The organism is Thalassotalea sp. SU-HH00458 (genome assembly GCF_040362795.1).
Taxonomy (GTDB): domain Bacteria; phylum Pseudomonadota; class Gammaproteobacteria; order Enterobacterales; family Alteromonadaceae; genus Thalassotalea_H; species Thalassotalea_H castellviae.
In genome coordinates, this window is record NZ_BAABWW010000011.1 from 50,693 (window position 1) to 68,375 (window position 17,683).

13 protein-coding genes and 1 pseudogene are annotated in these 17,683 nt (G+C 35.6%); 4 read left to right on the forward strand and 10 right to left on the reverse strand.

Annotated features, from left to right (window positions below):
- Positions 1 to 96: 96 nt before the first annotated feature.
- From ABXH06_RS15625 to ABXH06_RS15635, 3 genes are all read right to left on the reverse strand, one after another.
- Positions 97 to 1,341: a GGDEF domain-containing protein gene (locus ABXH06_RS15625; protein ID WP_353518801.1), complete on the reverse strand. Its 1,245-nt coding sequence runs from the start codon at positions 1,339 to 1,341 to the stop codon at positions 97 to 99.
- Positions 1,334 to 3,262 carry a GGDEF domain-containing protein gene (locus ABXH06_RS15630; RefSeq protein ID WP_353518802.1) on the reverse strand — a complete coding sequence of 643 codons (1,929 nt, stop codon included), beginning with the start codon at positions 3,260 to 3,262 and terminating at the stop codon, positions 1,334 to 1,336. Before ABXH06_RS15630 ends, ABXH06_RS15625 begins: the two co-directional genes overlap by 8 nt.
- A 167-nt stretch (positions 3,263 to 3,429) precedes the next feature.
- Positions 3,430 to 3,837 (reverse strand): VOC family protein, encoded by a 408-nt coding sequence (locus ABXH06_RS15635; protein ID WP_311580180.1) that lies wholly within the window; start codon positions 3,835 to 3,837, stop codon positions 3,430 to 3,432.
- A gap of 233 nt (positions 3,838 to 4,070) precedes the next feature.
- On the opposite strand from ABXH06_RS15635, the gene ABXH06_RS15640 reads away from it, so the two are divergent.
- The 3 genes from ABXH06_RS15640 (at position 4,071) to ABXH06_RS15650 (ending at position 5,786) form a co-directional block, all read left to right on the forward strand.
- Positions 4,071 to 4,496, forward strand: a complete 426-nt coding sequence (locus ABXH06_RS15640) for a cupin domain-containing protein (protein ID WP_353518803.1) — start codon at positions 4,071 to 4,073, stop codon at positions 4,494 to 4,496.
- 141 nt (positions 4,497 to 4,637) lie between these two features.
- The gene (locus ABXH06_RS15645; RefSeq protein ID WP_311580174.1) at positions 4,638 to 5,360 is read left to right on the forward strand and encodes a type 2 periplasmic-binding domain-containing protein; all 723 of its coding nucleotides are present in this window, start codon (positions 4,638 to 4,640) and stop codon (positions 5,358 to 5,360) included.
- 270 nt (positions 5,361 to 5,630) lie between these two features.
- On the forward strand, positions 5,631 to 5,786 hold the full coding sequence (locus ABXH06_RS15650) for a transposase (RefSeq protein WP_311580171.1): 156 nt from the start codon (positions 5,631 to 5,633) through the stop codon (positions 5,784 to 5,786).
- A gap of 686 nt (positions 5,787 to 6,472) precedes the next feature.
- Here ABXH06_RS15650 and ABXH06_RS15655 read toward each other — a convergent pair.
- The gene (locus ABXH06_RS15655; RefSeq protein ID WP_311580168.1) at positions 6,473 to 9,142 is read right to left on the reverse strand and encodes a TonB-dependent receptor domain-containing protein; all 2,670 of its coding nucleotides are present in this window, start codon (positions 9,140 to 9,142) and stop codon (positions 6,473 to 6,475) included.
- Between the two features lie 265 nt (positions 9,143 to 9,407).
- Here ABXH06_RS15655 and hutC point away from each other — a divergent pair, with 265 nt between their 5' ends.
- Complete coding sequence (gene hutC / locus ABXH06_RS15660; protein WP_311580165.1) at positions 9,408 to 10,109, forward strand: histidine utilization transcriptional repressor HutC; 702 nt, start codon at positions 9,408 to 9,410, stop codon at positions 10,107 to 10,109.
- Positions 10,110 to 10,164: 55 nt separating this feature from the next.
- Here the strand turns inward: hutC and ABXH06_RS15665 are convergent, their stop codons facing one another.
- The 6 genes and pseudogenes from ABXH06_RS15665 to ABXH06_RS15690 all read right to left on the reverse strand — a co-directional run.
- Positions 10,165 to 10,293 (reverse strand): hypothetical protein, encoded by a 129-nt coding sequence (locus ABXH06_RS15665; protein WP_311580160.1) that lies wholly within the window; start codon positions 10,291 to 10,293, stop codon positions 10,165 to 10,167.
- 211 nt (positions 10,294 to 10,504) lie between these two features.
- Positions 10,505 to 10,990, reverse strand: a complete 486-nt coding sequence (locus tag ABXH06_RS15670; protein ID WP_311580157.1) for a nuclear transport factor 2 family protein — start codon at positions 10,988 to 10,990, stop codon at positions 10,505 to 10,507.
- A 42-nt stretch (positions 10,991 to 11,032) separates the two neighbouring features.
- Positions 11,033 to 11,566 carry a c-type cytochrome gene (locus tag ABXH06_RS15675; protein WP_311580153.1) on the reverse strand — a complete coding sequence of 178 codons (534 nt, stop codon included), beginning with the start codon at positions 11,564 to 11,566 and terminating at the stop codon, positions 11,033 to 11,035.
- 60 nt (positions 11,567 to 11,626) lie between these two features.
- Positions 11,627 to 11,926, reverse strand: coding sequence for a hypothetical protein (locus ABXH06_RS15680; RefSeq protein WP_311580149.1), 300 nt, complete (start codon positions 11,924 to 11,926; stop codon positions 11,627 to 11,629).
- 21 nt (positions 11,927 to 11,947) lie between these two features.
- Entirely contained in the window at positions 11,948 to 13,789 is a 1,842-nt protein-coding gene (locus ABXH06_RS15685) for a 2Fe-2S iron-sulfur cluster-binding protein (RefSeq protein ID WP_311580145.1), read from the reverse strand.
- Positions 13,790 to 14,562: 773 nt separating this feature from the next.
- A pseudogene (locus tag ABXH06_RS15690) lies at positions 14,563 to 17,679 on the reverse strand (efflux RND transporter permease subunit); the annotation flags it as partial.
- Positions 17,680 to 17,683 lie beyond the last annotated feature (4 nt).

Here is a 17,683-nt window from a genome sequence, read left to right on the forward strand (position 1 = left end):
GAAGTTCAACCTTTATATCTCTGCACTAGCTTAGCTGATTATCACATAGGAAAAAATAGCTGATCGAAAGAAAGTTTTAGAATTTGATAAATATTATCAATCTTGCTTAATATAGCTACAGACTTGATTACGACCGGTATTTTTTGCCGCCATTAACGCTTCATCTGCGGCATTAACTAATGCATCAAAATTTTGTTCCGTTTGTGACAAACTCGCAACACCAATGCTGATCGTTATCTGAAGAAACTCTTCTTGATAAGTGTAACGATATTGTTGTACTTTTTCACGAAAACGTTCGGCAATGGCTTTTGCTTGTTCATGGTTGGTTTGAGGTAAAATAACCGCAAACTCTTCACCCGCGATTCGAGCAAAAATATCGCGAGGACGAATCGACTCTTTGCCTAATTGACTAATCGCGTTAATCAATTCATCACCAATAACACAGCCATACTCTTGATTGATACGTTCGAAAAAGTCAATATCTAATAGGATGACACTGAGATCATGCTGATATTTTAAAGCGGCTTCTAACAATAATTCGCCTTGTTCAAAGCAAGACTGTCGATTTAATAGCTGAGTTAAATTATCACGCTCAGTAAGTTGTTTTAACGCGGTATTTATTTTTAATTGTCTGATCAAAAGCGCAATAAAAATAATTGCGGTGATCAGCAAAATCCCTATATTTCGTTGCTGAATCGCGACTTCTTTTTCAGTTTCTTTTAATTGTAAATGTTGCAACTCATGTTCTGTTTTTAATAATTCATTCGCTTTTACTTTAAGGTCAGTATCATATTTAGCATTAAGTTTTGCTAAACGTTGTTCGCGTAAAAACTTACGATAATCACGATATTTATCTAAATAATTATTCTTTTGTTGATATGCCAATTCATATTGACCAATTTGGGCATAACTGTTTGCGAGCTTGGTATGTATTTGGTTAAATTGTGGCTGAATTAATTGCATAGTTGCAATTTTATCTTCGAGTGATAACGCCTTTTTTAACCAATTAATTGCTTTATGTTGTTCATGACTCTCGCGAATAATATTCGCGCGAATAATCAACATCAGGTATTTTTCAGCCGCATTAAAACTATGACTAATATCGTCAACTTTAGGTAATAATTGCTCGGCTTGTCCAGGGGATTTTTCACTCAATTCAAGCAATGAAAGGATCCTAGCATTCACCGGCAGTGGTTCATCATTATTTAGTAAGCTAGATTGAACGGCTGGTTTTGTATCAGATAAGAGTGGAGCATTATTTAACTGCTCTTCCGCGCTAAGTGTAAACATCACAATCAGCAGCAAAAAGCCAATTAATTTCAAACTAGTGACATTAATCATCTATGAACACCTTATTTCCACCAAGACCTTTTGCCTTAACGCGCAATTCATTCGCCGCGGATAATAAAACTTCAAAATTTGCATGGTTAATTTCAAGGTACTGAGTAACGCCAGCACTGATAGTCACCTCTTGTAAATCTTTATTAAGCTTTGCTTGTTGTGCTAATGACAGACGTATTTCTTCAGCCATTTTTTGAGCTGAAGCTTGTTCAGTATCGGGTAGCACAGCGACAAATTTATCGTTATCAAGTCTGCCGAACAGGTCATTTTCACGCAGGTGTGACTTGCCAAGCTGAGCAATAAACTTCAGTGTTAAATCCCCTCTGTGATACCCCTTAATGTTATTGATACTTTTTAAATTATCGATATCTAATATAAAAATACTTAACGGTAATTTTTTATCTTTTGCGTGATAAATTAATTCTTCGCCTAACTGCATCAAGTAACAACGATTGGTCACATTCGTTAAACTATCGCGCATTGAAGCAAGTAACATTTTTTTCTGACCACGAATAATTTTGATCAATATCCATGCAAGGATTAAAGCGATAATGGCAAAAATTATCATGAATATTCTACGGTTTTGCACATCACTTTGAGCTTCCGATAATAATAAAGATTGAACGGATTCTTTTTGTTGTAAAATTTTAGATTGTAGATCAGCTTGCTCACTTTCATATCGCATGCGAAGATCTTCAATTTCATCTACATTACTTTTTTCAGGTAATGACAATGCAAAGGTGATAAATTCGTCTTGCGCTTGATAAGCTTGTTTAAAATCTTCAATCTTGTAATAAGTTTCCGCTTTTAAATACAGTAAATCTAACTTAGAAATAGTATTGACAACTTTTTTCTCGCTACCTTCATATTGTTTCAAATATTCGGTAGCAACATGCATATTGTTTAACGCTTCTTGATAACGTCCTAATTCCAAAAATAAATACCCTTTATCAAGTGCATGAGCAATAGGAATATCGACTTGTTCCGTTTGTTCAATATATTGACTCGCAATTAACATATATTGATAAGACGCCTCAGGATCACTATCTTTTTGCTTTACATGTGCCCAAGCCATGCCCGAATATACAGAAGCGATCAATTCGTTATTTGAAATTTCATCGATATGTTCGAGTATTTGTTGATAAACCGTGATGGCAGCTTCGTATTTCTCATTTATAGAGTAACTTGACGCTATATTTCGTAAAGTATTGATAGCGTATAACGATTTTCCGGCTTTTACATAGAATTCGTAAGCTTTTTTATGATACGACAAGGATTTATCTTCCTGATTTATCAAGCTATATAAAATTCCCATTTCGCCATAAATATATCCGGACAACTCATCATCATTAATACTTTGGGCAATGGCCAATGCGTCATTAAACATAATTAGCGCGCGGTCAAACTGCTCCATTAAATAGTCTAATGCTCCTAGATTAATTAAACCTACCGCGACTATTTTTTTATTATTTAAGGAGTCAGCAATCTCCAACCCTTGTATATAGTCTTCACGTGCCGCTTGATAATCTCCCAAGCTTTCGATGGCAAAACCGCGGGCATAAAGTAATTCAGAAGTAGTAATACTAGGACTTGATAAACGCCTTGCTAACGTTAATGCCTCATCAGCTAATTTAATACCTTGCTGGTATTGTGCTTGTTCGACATAAAGTTCTGTTAATAATTTATTGAAAATTAATTGGTTCTCTATTGATAACGAAGAAAGGTCATGACTTTGTTTATTAAGAAAATTAAAGGCTTGTGCAGCATTGGTATCTTTTAGTGATTCGGCTTTTTCAATGAAAGCATCAAAGGTACTATTTTCGATAACTTGCCAAGCAGTTGACTCACGCGTTATCAAGAGTAAAACAATCATCACTAGAGATTGAAGCAATTTTGATAAATTGAAATAATCTCTAACCAATGTAATACCTTTAATTATTAATGTTTTTGAAGATGAAATTTTTCAGGGCATCAGTATAAAACGAAGTTAAGACAATGATAAAGTCAAATTTAATTATTTATTTATGTTACCAACTAGATTGTTATTTTCTATTGCGAATCAAACAAATAGTAAATATTCCTGCTAAATTAATCTGACAATTTCCAATAACATGCCTCAATTTTATTGCCTTCTAGGTCTAAGACAAAACAGCCATAATATTTATCACCATATTCAGGTCTTTCTCCGGGCTTTCCGTTATCTTTTGCTCCTAAGGCAAGCGCTTGTTGATAAAAATTATCAACCTGTTCTTGGCTTGTAGCAACAAAACCAAAATGTACACCATTACCTTGGCTCGCCATTTTTTTATCAAAAGGAATTTGCAGCCAAAATTCAGGGTAGCCGCCCTTTCCAAAGGCAACAGCATGTTCATATTCACAGACTAACTCTATCGCTAGGGTTTTTAATAACGGTTGATAAAAAGCTTTTGCTTGCCCGACATTTTTTGTTCCTAGTGATGCATGACAAATACTACGAAGCTCTCTGTGTTCAATCATAATGCTCAACGCCTTAATCATTATTCATACTCGATATTGTGCTACACAGTAGCATAACGTAAATGATTTTTATTGAGAAATCGTTAAGCAAACTGGCATTGCACAATAAACAAGCCAATAAACAATAGCGCCAAGTAAACACAAAATAACAGGTAAATTAAAATGTAAATTCACACGATGAACTTTTTTCTGTTATAACTATATCAATACATTTAATTTACATTATATTAACCATGAAATTGATCGTACATTTGTTATTCCTTTTCGTTATTTGTTTGTTAAGTACAAAAGCCTATGCAGGCACCGATTTAAGTACTTATACTCCTCCTAAAGACATGAAAAATTTGCATATACATGAACTTGGCAGCAGTGAAAGTGCCACTGAATTTATTATTTTTGTTCGTAATGAAGTAAAAGCACATCTTCATAAAGAACACACAGAACTTATTTATGTATTAGAAGGAGAAGGATTGTTTTATTTAGATGAAACTAAACAAATCGTAAAACCCGGTGATTTTATCCGCGTAAATAAAGGCGTTGTTCATTCCGTAAAGGTAACCTCACAATCGCCATTAAAAGTGCTATCAATTCAAACGCCTAAATTTATTGGTAAAGATAGGCACTTTGTCGATAAACCATCTAGCACTCCCTCAAAATAAACAATAAAAACTATTGATATTTATGCTAATAAATTGCATAAATATAAAATAGCGGTAATGAGTTGATAATTTATCGTTTAATTTAACATGGATGTTCAGTTGTTGAAGTAAATGCAAATGCTAAGGAATAATGATTCATTTATGAGAGCTCGAGTTACCGCATTGCTTACCATTTATTTAGGGTTAAGCTCCTTATTTAGTTTCGCTGTTTATTCAGCAAAATATAAATTAGGTGTGAATAGTTCAGGAGGCCCTGATTTTTTTTATCAAGACAATAAAATTCAAGGTAGTATTGGTGAAATTTTTCAATGTGCTTTAGATGTCTCACATATTCAGTATGATTCTCGTGCTCTCCCCGTAGCCAGACTCTTATTTCAATTAGAGAGTGGAGAAATAGATATCGCCGTTGGCTTAGCTAAAACCATTAACCGCAGTGAAATAGCTACCTATGCTAACCCACTGTTAAATATTAGCTATTTTTTCATTACTGCAAATCCCGTATTGAATAAGTTGAGCGATTTATCAGACAAACAAATTGCGGGGTTAAGGCACTCTAATATTATCGATATGATTGAGAATTTGAATGCTATTCCTCATGAAGTAGACTCCTATGTTCAAGCCGTAAAAATGGCCACGCAATCAAGAGTTGAAGGAGCAATATTACCAATAACTGTGTTGTCTAATATGGATGAGAAGTTACTAAAAGGCGCCAATATTTTTCAAATCGATAATAAAGAAATAAGCTTTTATATTTCTCATAAAACAGAAGATTTAGCACGATTATTAGCACAAATAAACCAAGGCATTAGTCAATGTAAAAAGCTGCAAACGTCGTTATCCAAAAGCACTGTTGAAAAAATTTAACAGTGCCTTTTAACATCAAAATAACAATTTATTTAAGTGAGCTACTTAGTACAAAACTCCGTGATTAAGCAGTCCTCCCCTTAAATTGGTAATTAAGCCAAAAGATGACAAAAACCAAGTTTTCTGCACTTCAGCATAAGACTTTGGTTTTGCAGATGATTCCCATCCATCACGTTTTGAAGTGTTACTCCCTTTGTAGTGATAAAGTGATTTTGGCCACCTAATTAGAGGATGCTACGTTCTATCTCATAACCGAATTAGGAATAGAAAATGGCAAAACATTCACGTAAAAATTTCAGCTCAGAATTTTGTTTAGAATCAGCACAATTAGTTTTTGATCATGGTTACACTTATGAAGAAACTGCTAAGGCGATGAATGTTGGTTATTCAACGATTGGCAAATGGATCAAACAGTTAAAAGAATAAAGTCAAGTCACCTATGACGCCAGATCGATTAAAAATAAGTGAGTTTGAAAAAGATAGAATGTATTGTATTAGAATAGGAAATTCTAAAAAAACTACGGCGCTGTTGATGCCAGATTCACTGAATAATTCTAATTATTCGAATTATTCGAAAAGCTCAACCAGAGCCATAAAGCAAAATACACAGTGAAATTATTGTGTGAAGTATTTAATGTACATCGTAGTAGCTTTAAATACTGGGCAGTCTGAGATAAAAGTATTCTAGCCGATGAATTAGTGTTACAAGCTGAAGTCAAAGCTACACATAATTAAAATGGCGGCTCAGCAGGTGCTAAATCGATGAGTGAAATTGTTACTCAGCGAGGCATTTAGTTATGCTGGTATCGTGAGACAAGGCTGATGAAACAGCTTGAATTGGTTAGTTGTCAAATGCCGCAACATGCTTATAAAAAGGCATCTAAAGAGCATGTAGCAATACCTAACTTGATACTGACTAAACTATAAAACCGTGGCCAAATATCCTTGAACACTACATTGAAAGACCAGTTCCACATTCTTAGAAAACGTAAATGGTGAATATAAAAAAGTAAATACAATTAAAATTAATATCAAAAAATAACCTTTTATTTCATATATAAAAAAAGCTTGTCACCCAGGGAGGTGTGACAAGCTTAAGCTATCAAAGGGCTTTAAAAACGATAAGACATTTTTACAAAACCTCTACGACCGAGTAAATCGTAAGTCATCACATCGGTATTAGCATCATTCCAAGAGGTTAAATATGGCGCTTCTTCATCTAATAAGTTGTCAATACCTGCCGAAATAGTCAGTTCATCATTAAACATATACGACGCTGAAATATCAGAATAAGTTATTGAATCGACAGACTTACCAAGAGGATCAAAGTCATTTCCATTTACATCATCAGCACCACCAATATAACGCAGAGAATAACTAGCCATCCAATCATCGCTTATTAATGACAAGCTAAAGTTACTGCGCCACTCTGTATAACTACCTTGATCTTCAGTGATATACCCAACCTTATCAATAGTCGGCTGTCCTGCAAAAGGTGTACTTTCATGATCTAATAAACGCGTCACATCCAAATTTGTTTTGGCATCATAACCAAATAATTCAAATTTATATGCAATATTAAAATCAATACCACTAACTTTTTCTACGGCTGCATTTACAGGGCGTTGCTGAAGTTGATTAACTTGCTTAGTCACTTGATGACGAGTAAAAGTATCACAAAATTGTGAGTTTCCTACAGGATCTTCATAACATAACTTCAACATATCAGAACCATTTACTGAAGTAATAGAATCTTCAATTTCTATATTAAAGTAATCAAACGTAGTAGATAAACCTTTAACAAATTCAGGCTCCCACACAATACCTATAGTAGTTGTATCTGCTGATTCTGCACCAAGTTCCGGATTTCCACCAACACTTGTTAAAACAGTTGTACCGTCTTGAACAAAGTCAGCAGGAACTCCGTCTGCTAAACAATTAGCAGCAATTGCCCCTGTAGCATTCTCACAAGGATCTATAGTTCTTAAGTTTTCTCCATTAGTACCACCAAATAACTCAGTGATAACGGGAGCACGAAATGCTGTAGACTGCACACCACGGATCATTAATGCATCATTAACTTTCCATGTAATACCAAGTTTATACGTAGATTCAGCACCAACCGTACTGTAATCAGAATAACGCATTGCCATTTCTGCCGTTAAGTTTTCTACCAAGGGCATATCGGCTAATAACGGAACGGATAACTCGATGAATGCTTCACTAACATCATAACTACCACTAATAGGATCTTCATTACCATTAGCTAACACAGTTGAATCAGGGTCACGCCAGCCATCTTCAGCTCGGTGTTCTACACCAGCAGCAAACCCTAATACACCTGCTGGCAATTCAAATAAATCACCATAAATATTAGCAGTCCAACTACGCATCTCATTACCACCTGTTCCTTCTCGGCGATACTTAACATAGTCAATAACACCCTGATCTAGCTGGTTTACACCAAACCAATCCCCACAAGGAATACCATTACTATTATCATAAGTACAAATACTATCATCTAAAGTCTGTGCAGCTTTAGCTGGGTCGATATCAAAAGTCCATCCGTCTGTTCCTGTATTTCTGCCATAATTAAAAGCAAAATCCCATCCCCAACCATTATCAAAGTCACCTTCAAGGCCTAATACTATACGAATAGTATCAGTTTCTTGGAAAAAGAAGGGGGCACCTAACTCTGTATTCCGGCGACTTTGAAACTCTAAATCTTGACCAGTTGGGTTATAAGCAAAATCTTGAGATACTTTTATACCTGCAAACCCATTGCGAGGCGTAACAATTTGCTTACCTTTACGTTTTGTATACATAGTTTCTGTAAATAAACGTATTGAATCATTCACTTCATAGTTAACAAAACTTGAAATATTGATGCGTTCCATAGGACTAACAGCATTCAAATAAGGGATCCATTCAAACCCATGCTCTTCACTATTGTATGGACCATATGCATCACCATTGTTCTCATCTTGGCTAAATTGGACCTGACTACCATCTGCCAGTAATGCTCTCCCCCCTTCAGTTGTACCACTACCAAAACATTGAAATTTTCCTTCTTCTGTACCAAATTTAGCACAATCGATACGATCTGATTGACGAACTGCTTCAGTATTAGTGTAATTTAAACTTAAAACTGCATTACCTCGTTCAAAATCTCCACCTAAGGTAAGATTAATATCTTGGTTTTCACCATCCCCTTCGTCAGTAATACCAGCTTTAATATTAAGCTCTGCACCTTCAAAATCCTTTTTAGTGATGATATTTACTACACCAGCAACAGCATCAGCGCCATAAATTGCCGAAGCACCATCTTTCAATACTTCAATACGCTCAACCATTGAAGTTGGAACCATATTTAAATCGACAGAACTGTTTGCTCCAGTCCCCCCACCAACAACTCTTCTTCCATTAAATAAAACAAGTGTGCGCTTAATTCCCATCCCTCGAAGATTTACTTGTGCTGTACCATAACCACCACTTGTCCAATAAGCGTTGGTCGCATTACCAGCAACACCTGCTGAAAAAGACATTTCTTGTAATAAGTTTTCAACGTTTGAAATACCGGACATGCTTATTTCAGCAGCGGTAATAATAGAAACAGGACTAGCTGATTCCATATCAGCTCGCTTGATTTTTGATCCTGTAATTTCAATTCGTTCAACTGCTTCATTGGCTTCTTCTGCATTGGCTAATGCAGGAAAAGACATAATACCACCTAGCAGTAAAGCCTTTGTAATTGGGCTAAAGTTATTTTTAAAGTGCTTCATACTTTTATTTCCTCTGATTTTAGTTAGTAGTTTTTTATTATTGTATAAACCTTATACAACACTATACCTGTATATACAACGATTTTTTTAAATTAATATTTTGGTATATTTTTCTTGTATTTCATTAATAATTATAAAAGAATCACTTACTAATTAAAGGACTTACCAGCTAGTATATACAGAGCGTTTACACACTGTTAAGATAATGTAAACTATCTTTATTGGGTACGCTGTCTAGAACCATATTGACGAAAATTAAAAATTTATGAATTTACCGAAATATAAAATCATTGCTGACTATATAAATAAAAAACTGTCGTCCTTAGAATGGCCTGAGGGTTTTAAAATTCCTTCTGAGACGGAGTTAGCTACACAGTTTTCAGCAAGCCGTATGACCGCTAGAAAGTCTATTGAAGAGCTTGTGTCACAAGGTTTATTAAAGAGAGTTCCTAGCGTTGGTACATTTGTTGAGCCTTCACAAGCCCAAAGCTCATTATTAGAAATTAAAAATATATCTGAGGAAATAAAATCAAGAGGCCACACACACAGTATGACCGTGCTGAGTAAATTAACTTTGGTTCCAAATGGTGAGTTAGCTTATACATTAGAGGCAAATAATAAAAAAGTATTCAAAGTTATAATCGTTCATTTGGAAAATAACATTCCACTTCAATTAGAAGAAAGGTATGTGAGCGCTGAAGAAGTTCCATTATTTTTAGAACAAGACTTCAGTAAAACAACTGTAAATGAATATTTGTGTTCCGTTGCTCCGTTAACTGATGCTGAAATTACAATAGAAGCCATAATACCAACAAAAATTTTAAAACATAATTTGAAATTGGAAGACGGCGTTCCTTGTTTAAAAGTGACTAGAATTACATTATCTAACGGACACCCTATAAGCTACGCAGTTTTATATCATCCTGCTGATAGGTTTAAGCTAACAAGTAGTATACATCTTAAGTAAAGTATTAAAGTCCCTGTTTTGCTTGAATAAAGCTAATCACCAATCAAGAATATACTTACCCTACCTCACTAATGCCTGCATCATAATTACTAGGGTGTTGTTCTGGTGCACCTTCAGCTAAATGTAAGTAGCAAGAAGAAACTTCCTTACCTAAAGAATATGTATAATATTCAGTGTCCTTCACTTAAATACCACAATTTATTTATGCACTTACTGGCATTAATGAAATTGAATCGACATCTAACTCATCTCCTATAGGTAAAGCTTCCTTTTTTAAATATTGCCTGCTTATCTTTGGCTTGATGTTTCTCATCGCCATGCGCAAAATTAACAAAACTTATGACGATTAAAATAGTTGCTGTAATATATATCCTTCTTATCGTTTACTTTAATTATTAGTTTGACCAATGGATACGAACTATTTTCCACTCACCATGCTGCTTTTCTAATACCATAGTTTCCATACCTTCGTAATTACGCTCTTTCCCTTTGTATGTTCCTGTGTTTTTACTGCGAGACATTGAAACAGCACTGTTACCCATGACTTTTACATCATGTTCTAATGATTCACTATTCATGGCAGCAAGATATTTCATATCTGACAACATATGATGGTGAGCGTATTCATCGGCAGAACGCTCCACTCTTCCTCCTTCAAAAATTAAAACATCGTCAGCCAATAGTTTTCTCGCTATAGTTTTATCACCTGTTTTCAACGCCTGATGGAATTGCGTAACCACTTTTCCGGCAGATAAATCAACACCGATAAACATTTCATTTTTTAGTCCAGAATGGTGTTCATTATCTTGAGCAATACTTACACTTCCCCCAAATACTCCCACTAAGCAGACGATCATCATTGGAAATTTATTTTTTATCATTACTTTCCCTTTTTTAGTTTTAGTTTGAATTTTAGTTGGATGTTAATCTATCGCTGTAAGCACTTGATATTGTTCAGGTGTCAAAGTCGGTAAACGCTTTATAAAAGCGACCATTGCCCAGATACGATGATCATCATGCGTTTTACCCCATGCAGACATTCCGGATGCTTTGATACCATGTTTAATTACCCAAAAATGCTTACGAGCAGTCTCTATTTCATCGCCATGTTCATGTCCTATATGGCTATTATCTGAAACCGTCAAATTAGGCGGTACTGGATATAACCCTAAGCTCATATCACTCTCATTTTGATCTGGTTTTAAATGGCAACTAGAACACATGTATTCGTAATCAGTGCCTCCTGTTAGTAACAATTCAGGGTCACTTAAATCCGGCACTTCAATAGATCGTGCAGCTTTTTTAATAGAGTTTTCTCTAGTTTGTTCTAATAACCAATAGACCAAATCACTATGCGGCTCATCTGCTGCAACATTAACAATTCCTGAGTACATAACGGTAGCCCCACCACCTATACCTAAGGCAACAAGCAGTAATATTAATTTAAATATTTTCATACGCTTTCCTTTTGAGTCAGCAGTCACTTAATACACCTACTAAGTGACTAATAAAGTTAATTAATGATTATGCTCGTTTTGATCATCTTTCTTTTTTGTTTTATGTTCATTTTTCTTCATTTTACTGTGATCCATTTTGCTATGGTTCATCTTTCCTTTTGATTTTTCAGCTTGCTTCATACATTTTTTCATCATGGCAATAGCAACAGGATCTTTCATATCCATTTTGTTGTGGTCCATTTTGCTACAATCAGCCTTTTCTGCTTTTTTTACATGTAGTTTTGGATCATGTGCAGTGGCGCTAATTGATAAAGTAATTGCAGGTATTACTATAAGAGCAACTTTTTTAAAATTTTTCATTATTTTCTCCAGTTAAAAGGTTTAGGTAAAATCATCAAAAGCTATTGCGCTGTCTTTAACGCCTTTCGCTTTTAAGAAATTAATTGTTTCTGTCATCATATTTTTAGGCCCACATAAATAAAACTCTAAATCGTCAATGTGCCCTAATGTTTCAAAGTTTAGTGATAAAATTTCTTGAGCATAGCCTGTTGCCCCCAACCAATCATCACTTGGTTTAGAAAGAGTTGGATAATAATGAAAACTCTCATTATTTTCTGCGAATCGATAAAATTCATCCGCATAAAGCAAGTCACCTTCTGAGCGTGCTCCATAAAAGAAATGAATGTTTCGTAAATCAATGTTTTCTATGTTCTTTATAGCAACTTGCTCTTCAATTAGTGATTTTAGAGGTGCCATTCCTGAACCCGCGCCTAAAAGAACCATGGTTTTTTGACTATCTTTCTTAGCAAAAAATTCTTCGAAAGGTCCAATAGCTTCAATCGATGAGCCTTCAGCCATGTTACATAAATAACTAGAACCTACACCCGGTAAAGTTTTATGTTGTGGGGCCGTTTGTATTTTAATTGTAAAAACTAACTCATCAGTAACCAATGGTGATTCTGCTAATGAATAGCTACGTGTACAAGCAAGATGTTCATATTCTAAGTGTTCAATATGATGCCAATTAGCTTTTAAATGTTCAGGCAGATTTAGTGGAATTGAGACACCTTTTCCTGCTGGAATGAAAAATCGCATAAATGCACCAGCTTTATAAGATATAGGAACTTCACCTAGTACCTTAAAACGTAGCTCTTTCATAAAAGGAGTTAAAAAACGACTTTCAGATAATACTAAAGTATGTTTTTTAGCTTCCGTCACATCCATTAGAGTCATATGTTCTACATCCGTACTAAAATGCTGACAAGCTAAACGATAACCTTGCTGTAACTCTTTATCACTAAAATGTACGTGATCTGCTGATGTTGACTTAAGCATAGGGTTTATCATTACTCTACAACGACCACAAGTTCCTCCACCACCACAAGTTGAAGGTAGTGCAATATCATGTTCAATAAGCCCATCTAGTAGGTTAGTATGGTTAGAGAGTATTACAGTGCCCATACTTTTTTGGTTCTTATCAAATAGCTTGACCCCTTGTGATTTAGAAAAGTATTTAATTCTATATTGTCCACGCAAGCCAAGATCTACTGTCCAAATAAGCCCACTGAACGATAACCAAAGCGTAATAAATGCGAACAATATTATTTGAATATTATTAAAACTTCCTTCATTAGCATAATCCATGAAATGCAGCATAAAAAATATATCAGCAAATCGCTTATGATCATCACTATGTCCCACTAATCGCCCTGATTCAGCCTCAATGTATACACTTGTATTAATATCGTTAACAAAGTTTATTTGCCAGGCGGCATTCTTCTGTTTTGGAAAGTCTTCTATAGGTGGGTGAAGGAGTTTAATTGAGCTAGTATCACTTGGTCCATTATACGATTGTTTTGCAATTTCTAATGCTAAAGTGCTATCTATAACCATTTTATCACCAGTTAATGCATTAGCTAAGCTATAACGATTTTTAAAGTTTTTATATAGCCCTTTTTGATGAGTTAATAAATAGTATGCCTTCCCTAATATATAGGTAGGCTCTATTGAAATTGCAGGTTTAAAATTAATCAACACCTCCTTTAAATCAATAAAGTTGTTATTATTAACTTCAGTCTGTTGGTGCGTATGACTTCTATACGTATCCCCAGCCGCTTTGGTATGATCCATTAAGTTAAAATAAATGCCACTCAACAACCATAATAAAAACTGAATGCCAACTATCACAGATGCCCATTTATGTATCTTTCTAATTAAAATCATAATTTAGCCCCCCCGTTAAGCAATAATTCATCGTCAAGTTTAGATGGCTTAAATACTCTAAAATACGTTAATATCAAACCTGATAATGCAGCTAATATACTGAATAAAGTCACCCAAAAAAGTAAGGAATTATCAATTTCGCCTTTCTCATAATCCATCGCATGAAACCTAAACATCCAATCAAAAATACGCCAGAACTCATGTCGCTTTGCCAGTAAATTTCCATTCGTTGCTGATATGTATATGGATGGACTTCCAAAATCAGTAAAATTGACTCTCCATGCCGGCAATGCATTATGTACCCTTCTACTTAATTCAAAAGGAGGGTTGTCTGTTATCAGCTCAACACTCGCCACTTCATCACCACCTGTAAATGAATGTTTTGCTGCTTTAATAGCCAAAGATTTATTTAATGGAGTTAATAGTTCGCCATTATTTGCATCAAGCAAATAAAACTCTTCTTTATCTCCAGTTTTAACCGTAAAACGGTAAACTTCTCTATCAATAAACTTACCAAGGCTAACTTTTTCAGCCTTTGGATAGGTTTGCTTAATATCTTTTAACGATAAGTTAATGTTACTTATATTAATTTTAGTTTGATGGTTCTCCACTAAGGTATCACCATGAATATAATCAATATCAAAAAACACCATATAAGCCCCCGTAACAGACCAAATAACAAATTGCGAACCTAAAAACAGCATTAACCATTTATGATATTTACGGCTACTTTTTAATAGGCTAAATGGCTTATTTTTAGTTTTATCATTGTCTTCTAATGAGTTAGCACGCCATAAATAAAATAGTGCTGGTAAAATCAATAAGGTCAAAATAACGGCACTAAACATCCCCCCCACCATAGGCGCAGCTATACGACTCATCACTTCTGAGCCAGTTCCTGTACCATATAAAATAGGCAATAAACCAACAATGACTGTACCAGCGGTCATCATTACTGGACGAACTCGTAAGCCAGCACCATGTAACACTGCTTGAAGTACATCAGCTTTAGAGGTCGAAATAGCTCTTTCTTGATGATCCGTAATCATTTCTTTATATGCTTGATTTAAATAAACCAACATTATGACGCCTATCTCTACAGCAACTCCCGCTAACGCAATAAAACCGACACCAACAGCAACTGAAAAGTTATACCCTTCGAGATACATCAACCAGATACTACCAACCATAGCAAGTGGTAAAGTTCCCATAATCATCGCAACTTCAATGAAGTTTCTAAAGTTTAGGTACAATAGAATAATGATAATGAAAAGCGTTAATGGTACAACGTAAGTTAATTTGGCTTTTGCGCGTTCCATATATTCATATTGGCCCGCCCAATTTACTGAGTAGCCAGATGGTAGCTGTAACTTGTCTGCGACAACCTTTTTTGCCTCAACAACGTAAGTTCCTACATCTACCCCTTCAATATCAACAAATGTCCAACCATTTAATCGTGCATTTTCTGACTTAATACCCGGAGGCCCATCTTCAATAAAGACATGAGCAACATCGCCTAATGAAATCCTTTGACCATTAGGGGTAACAATCGGTAATAAAGAAAGTTGCTCTGGAGAGTTACGATAATCCTGCGGGTAACGTAAGTTCACAGGGTAGCGTTCCAACCCTTCAACAGTTTTAGTAACATTCATCCCTCCAATAGCCGTAGCAACCACTTGTTGAATTTCAGCAATATTTAAACCATAACGAGCCGCTTTTGCACGTTGAATATCAACTTTAACGTAACGACCACCCGCAACCCGCTCAGAGTAAACAGATGCAGTACCCTGGAAATCTTTCAAGACTTCTTCTAATTGTTTACCAATATCTTGAATTACTGATAAGTCAGGACCCGCTACTTTAATTCCAACAGGGGTCTTGATCCCTGTTGCTAACATATCAATACGTGTTTTTATAGGCATTACCCACGCATTGGTTACACCAGGCAATTTTACTAAAGTATCCAGTTCTTTTTTTAAGCTTTCCGTAGTAACTCCTTCACGCCACTCTTCCTTGGGTTTTAATTGAATAAAGCTTTCAATCATTGTCAATGGCGCAGGATCTGTTGCAGTTTCAGCACGGCCTACTTTACCAAACACAGTCTCTACTTCAGGAATCGTTTTAATTAGCTTGTCTGTTTGTTGCAATAACTGCCTTGCTTGACCTATAGAAATACCAGGGTACGTGGTAGGCATATACATTAAGTCACCCTCATCAAGCGGTGGAATAAATTCACTACCAATCTTATCAAGTGGATAAATACCAACAGCAAGAACAGCTAAGGCGGCTAAAATGGTTGATTTTGGAAAACGTAAAACAGCCTTCAAGGCTGGCATATATATATAAGTTAACCCCTTATTTACCGGGTTCTTATTCTCAGGAAGTACTTTACCTCGGATAAAGTACCCCATTAAAACTGGCACTAAGGTAATAGCAAGTGCCGCTGATGCAGTCATTGCATAAGTTTTAGTAAAAGCAAGAGGAGCAAACATTCGGCCTTCCTGAGCTTCTAAGGTAAATACAGGCACAAAACTAACGGTAATAATTAGTAATGTAAAAAATAAGGCTGGACCTACTTCACTTGCAGATTCAATTACAATTTGCCATCGGTTCTCTTTAGTTAATGGTGTTTTCTCCATATGTTTATGCATATTTTCAATCATGACAATTGCACCATCAACCATTGCGCCAATAGCAATGGCAATACCACCTAATGACATAATATTTGCATTCAGCCCTTGCCAATGCATCACAGCAAAAGCTGTTAATATTCCAACAGGAATACTAAAAATTGCCACTAAAGATGAACGCACGTGAAATAAGAAAATTATGCATACAAGGGCAACAACACCGAATTCTTCTAGTAATTTATAAGATAGATTATCTACTGCCCTTTCAATTAACGCAGATCTATCATAAACAGGAACAATTTCAACACCATCAGGTAAACCATTTTTAAGTTGTTCAAGCTTATCTTTAACACCATTTATCACTTGTTGAGCATTTTCACCAAAGCGCATGACTACGATACCGCCTACTGTTTCACCTTCTCCGTTAAGTTCAGCGATACCACGGCGCATTTGTGGTCCAGTACCAATATCGGCAACATCTTTCAACAGTAGTGGTGTACCATTTTGGTTAACCCCCAAGGGGATATTTTCTAAATCATCAACATTTTTCAAATAACCTGTTGCTCGAACCATGTATTCTGCTTCAGCCATCTCTACAACTGAGGCACCTATTTCCTGGTTGCCCTGCTTTATCGCTGTTTGAATTAACGATAAAGGAATACCAAATGCTCTTAATTTATCTGGATTGACTCTTACTTGATATTGCTTAACCATTCCACCAAGTGCTGCAACTTCAGAAACACCAGGCACAGTTTGCAGTTCAAACTTTAAAAACCAGTCTTGAATACTACGTAATTGGCTTAAGTCATGTTGGCCTGTTTTATCCACTAAAGCATATAAATATACCCAGCCAACTCCCGTTGCATCGGGGCCTAATTGAGGCCTTGCCTCACTCGGTAAGCTAGGTGCTACTTGACTCAAATATTCAAGCACTCTGGAACGTGCCCAATATAAATCAGTATTTTCATCAAAGATGACATAGACATAAGAATCACCAAAGAAAGAATACCCTCTTACGGTAACAGCGCCTGGTACAGAAAGCATGGCAGTAGTCATCGGGTAGGTAACCTGGTCTTCAACAACTTGTGGGGCTTGACCAGGGTAACTTGTTTTAATAATTACTTGCACATCAGATAAATCAGGCAGTGCATCAATAGGCGTTTTATTAACAGAATATAAACCAATGCCTACGAGTAAAAAGGTAGCGAGTAATACAAAAAATCGATTACCAACGGACCAACGTATTATAGAAGCAATCATAATA

Coding starts and splice junctions, on each gene's coding strand:
- ABXH06_RS15625 (WP_353518801.1), bottom strand. CDS start 1,341: ATGATTAATGTCACTAGTTTGAAATTAATTGGCTTTTTGCTGCTGATT.
- ABXH06_RS15635 (WP_311580180.1), bottom strand. CDS start 3,837: ATGATTGAACACAGAGAGCTTCGTAGTATTTGTCATGCATCACTAGGA.
- ABXH06_RS15640 (WP_353518803.1), top strand. CDS start 4,071: ATGAAATTGATCGTACATTTGTTATTCCTTTTCGTTATTTGTTTGTTA.
- ABXH06_RS15645 (WP_311580174.1), top strand. CDS start 4,638: ATGAGAGCTCGAGTTACCGCATTGCTTACCATTTATTTAGGGTTAAGC.
- ABXH06_RS15650 (WP_311580171.1), top strand. CDS start 5,631: ATGGCAAAACATTCACGTAAAAATTTCAGCTCAGAATTTTGTTTAGAA.
- ABXH06_RS15655 (WP_311580168.1), bottom strand. CDS start 9,142: ATGAAGCACTTTAAAAATAACTTTAGCCCAATTACAAAGGCTTTACTG.
- hutC (WP_311580165.1), top strand. CDS start 9,408: ATGAATTTACCGAAATATAAAATCATTGCTGACTATATAAATAAAAAA.
- ABXH06_RS15670 (WP_311580157.1), bottom strand. CDS start 10,990: ATGATAAAAAATAAATTTCCAATGATGATCGTCTGCTTAGTGGGAGTA.
- ABXH06_RS15675 (WP_311580153.1), bottom strand. CDS start 11,566: ATGAAAATATTTAAATTAATATTACTGCTTGTTGCCTTAGGTATAGGT.
- ABXH06_RS15680 (WP_311580149.1), bottom strand. CDS start 11,926: ATGAAAAATTTTAAAAAAGTTGCTCTTATAGTAATACCTGCAATTACT.
- ABXH06_RS15685 (WP_311580145.1), bottom strand. CDS start 13,789: ATGATTTTAATTAGAAAGATACATAAATGGGCATCTGTGATAGTTGGC.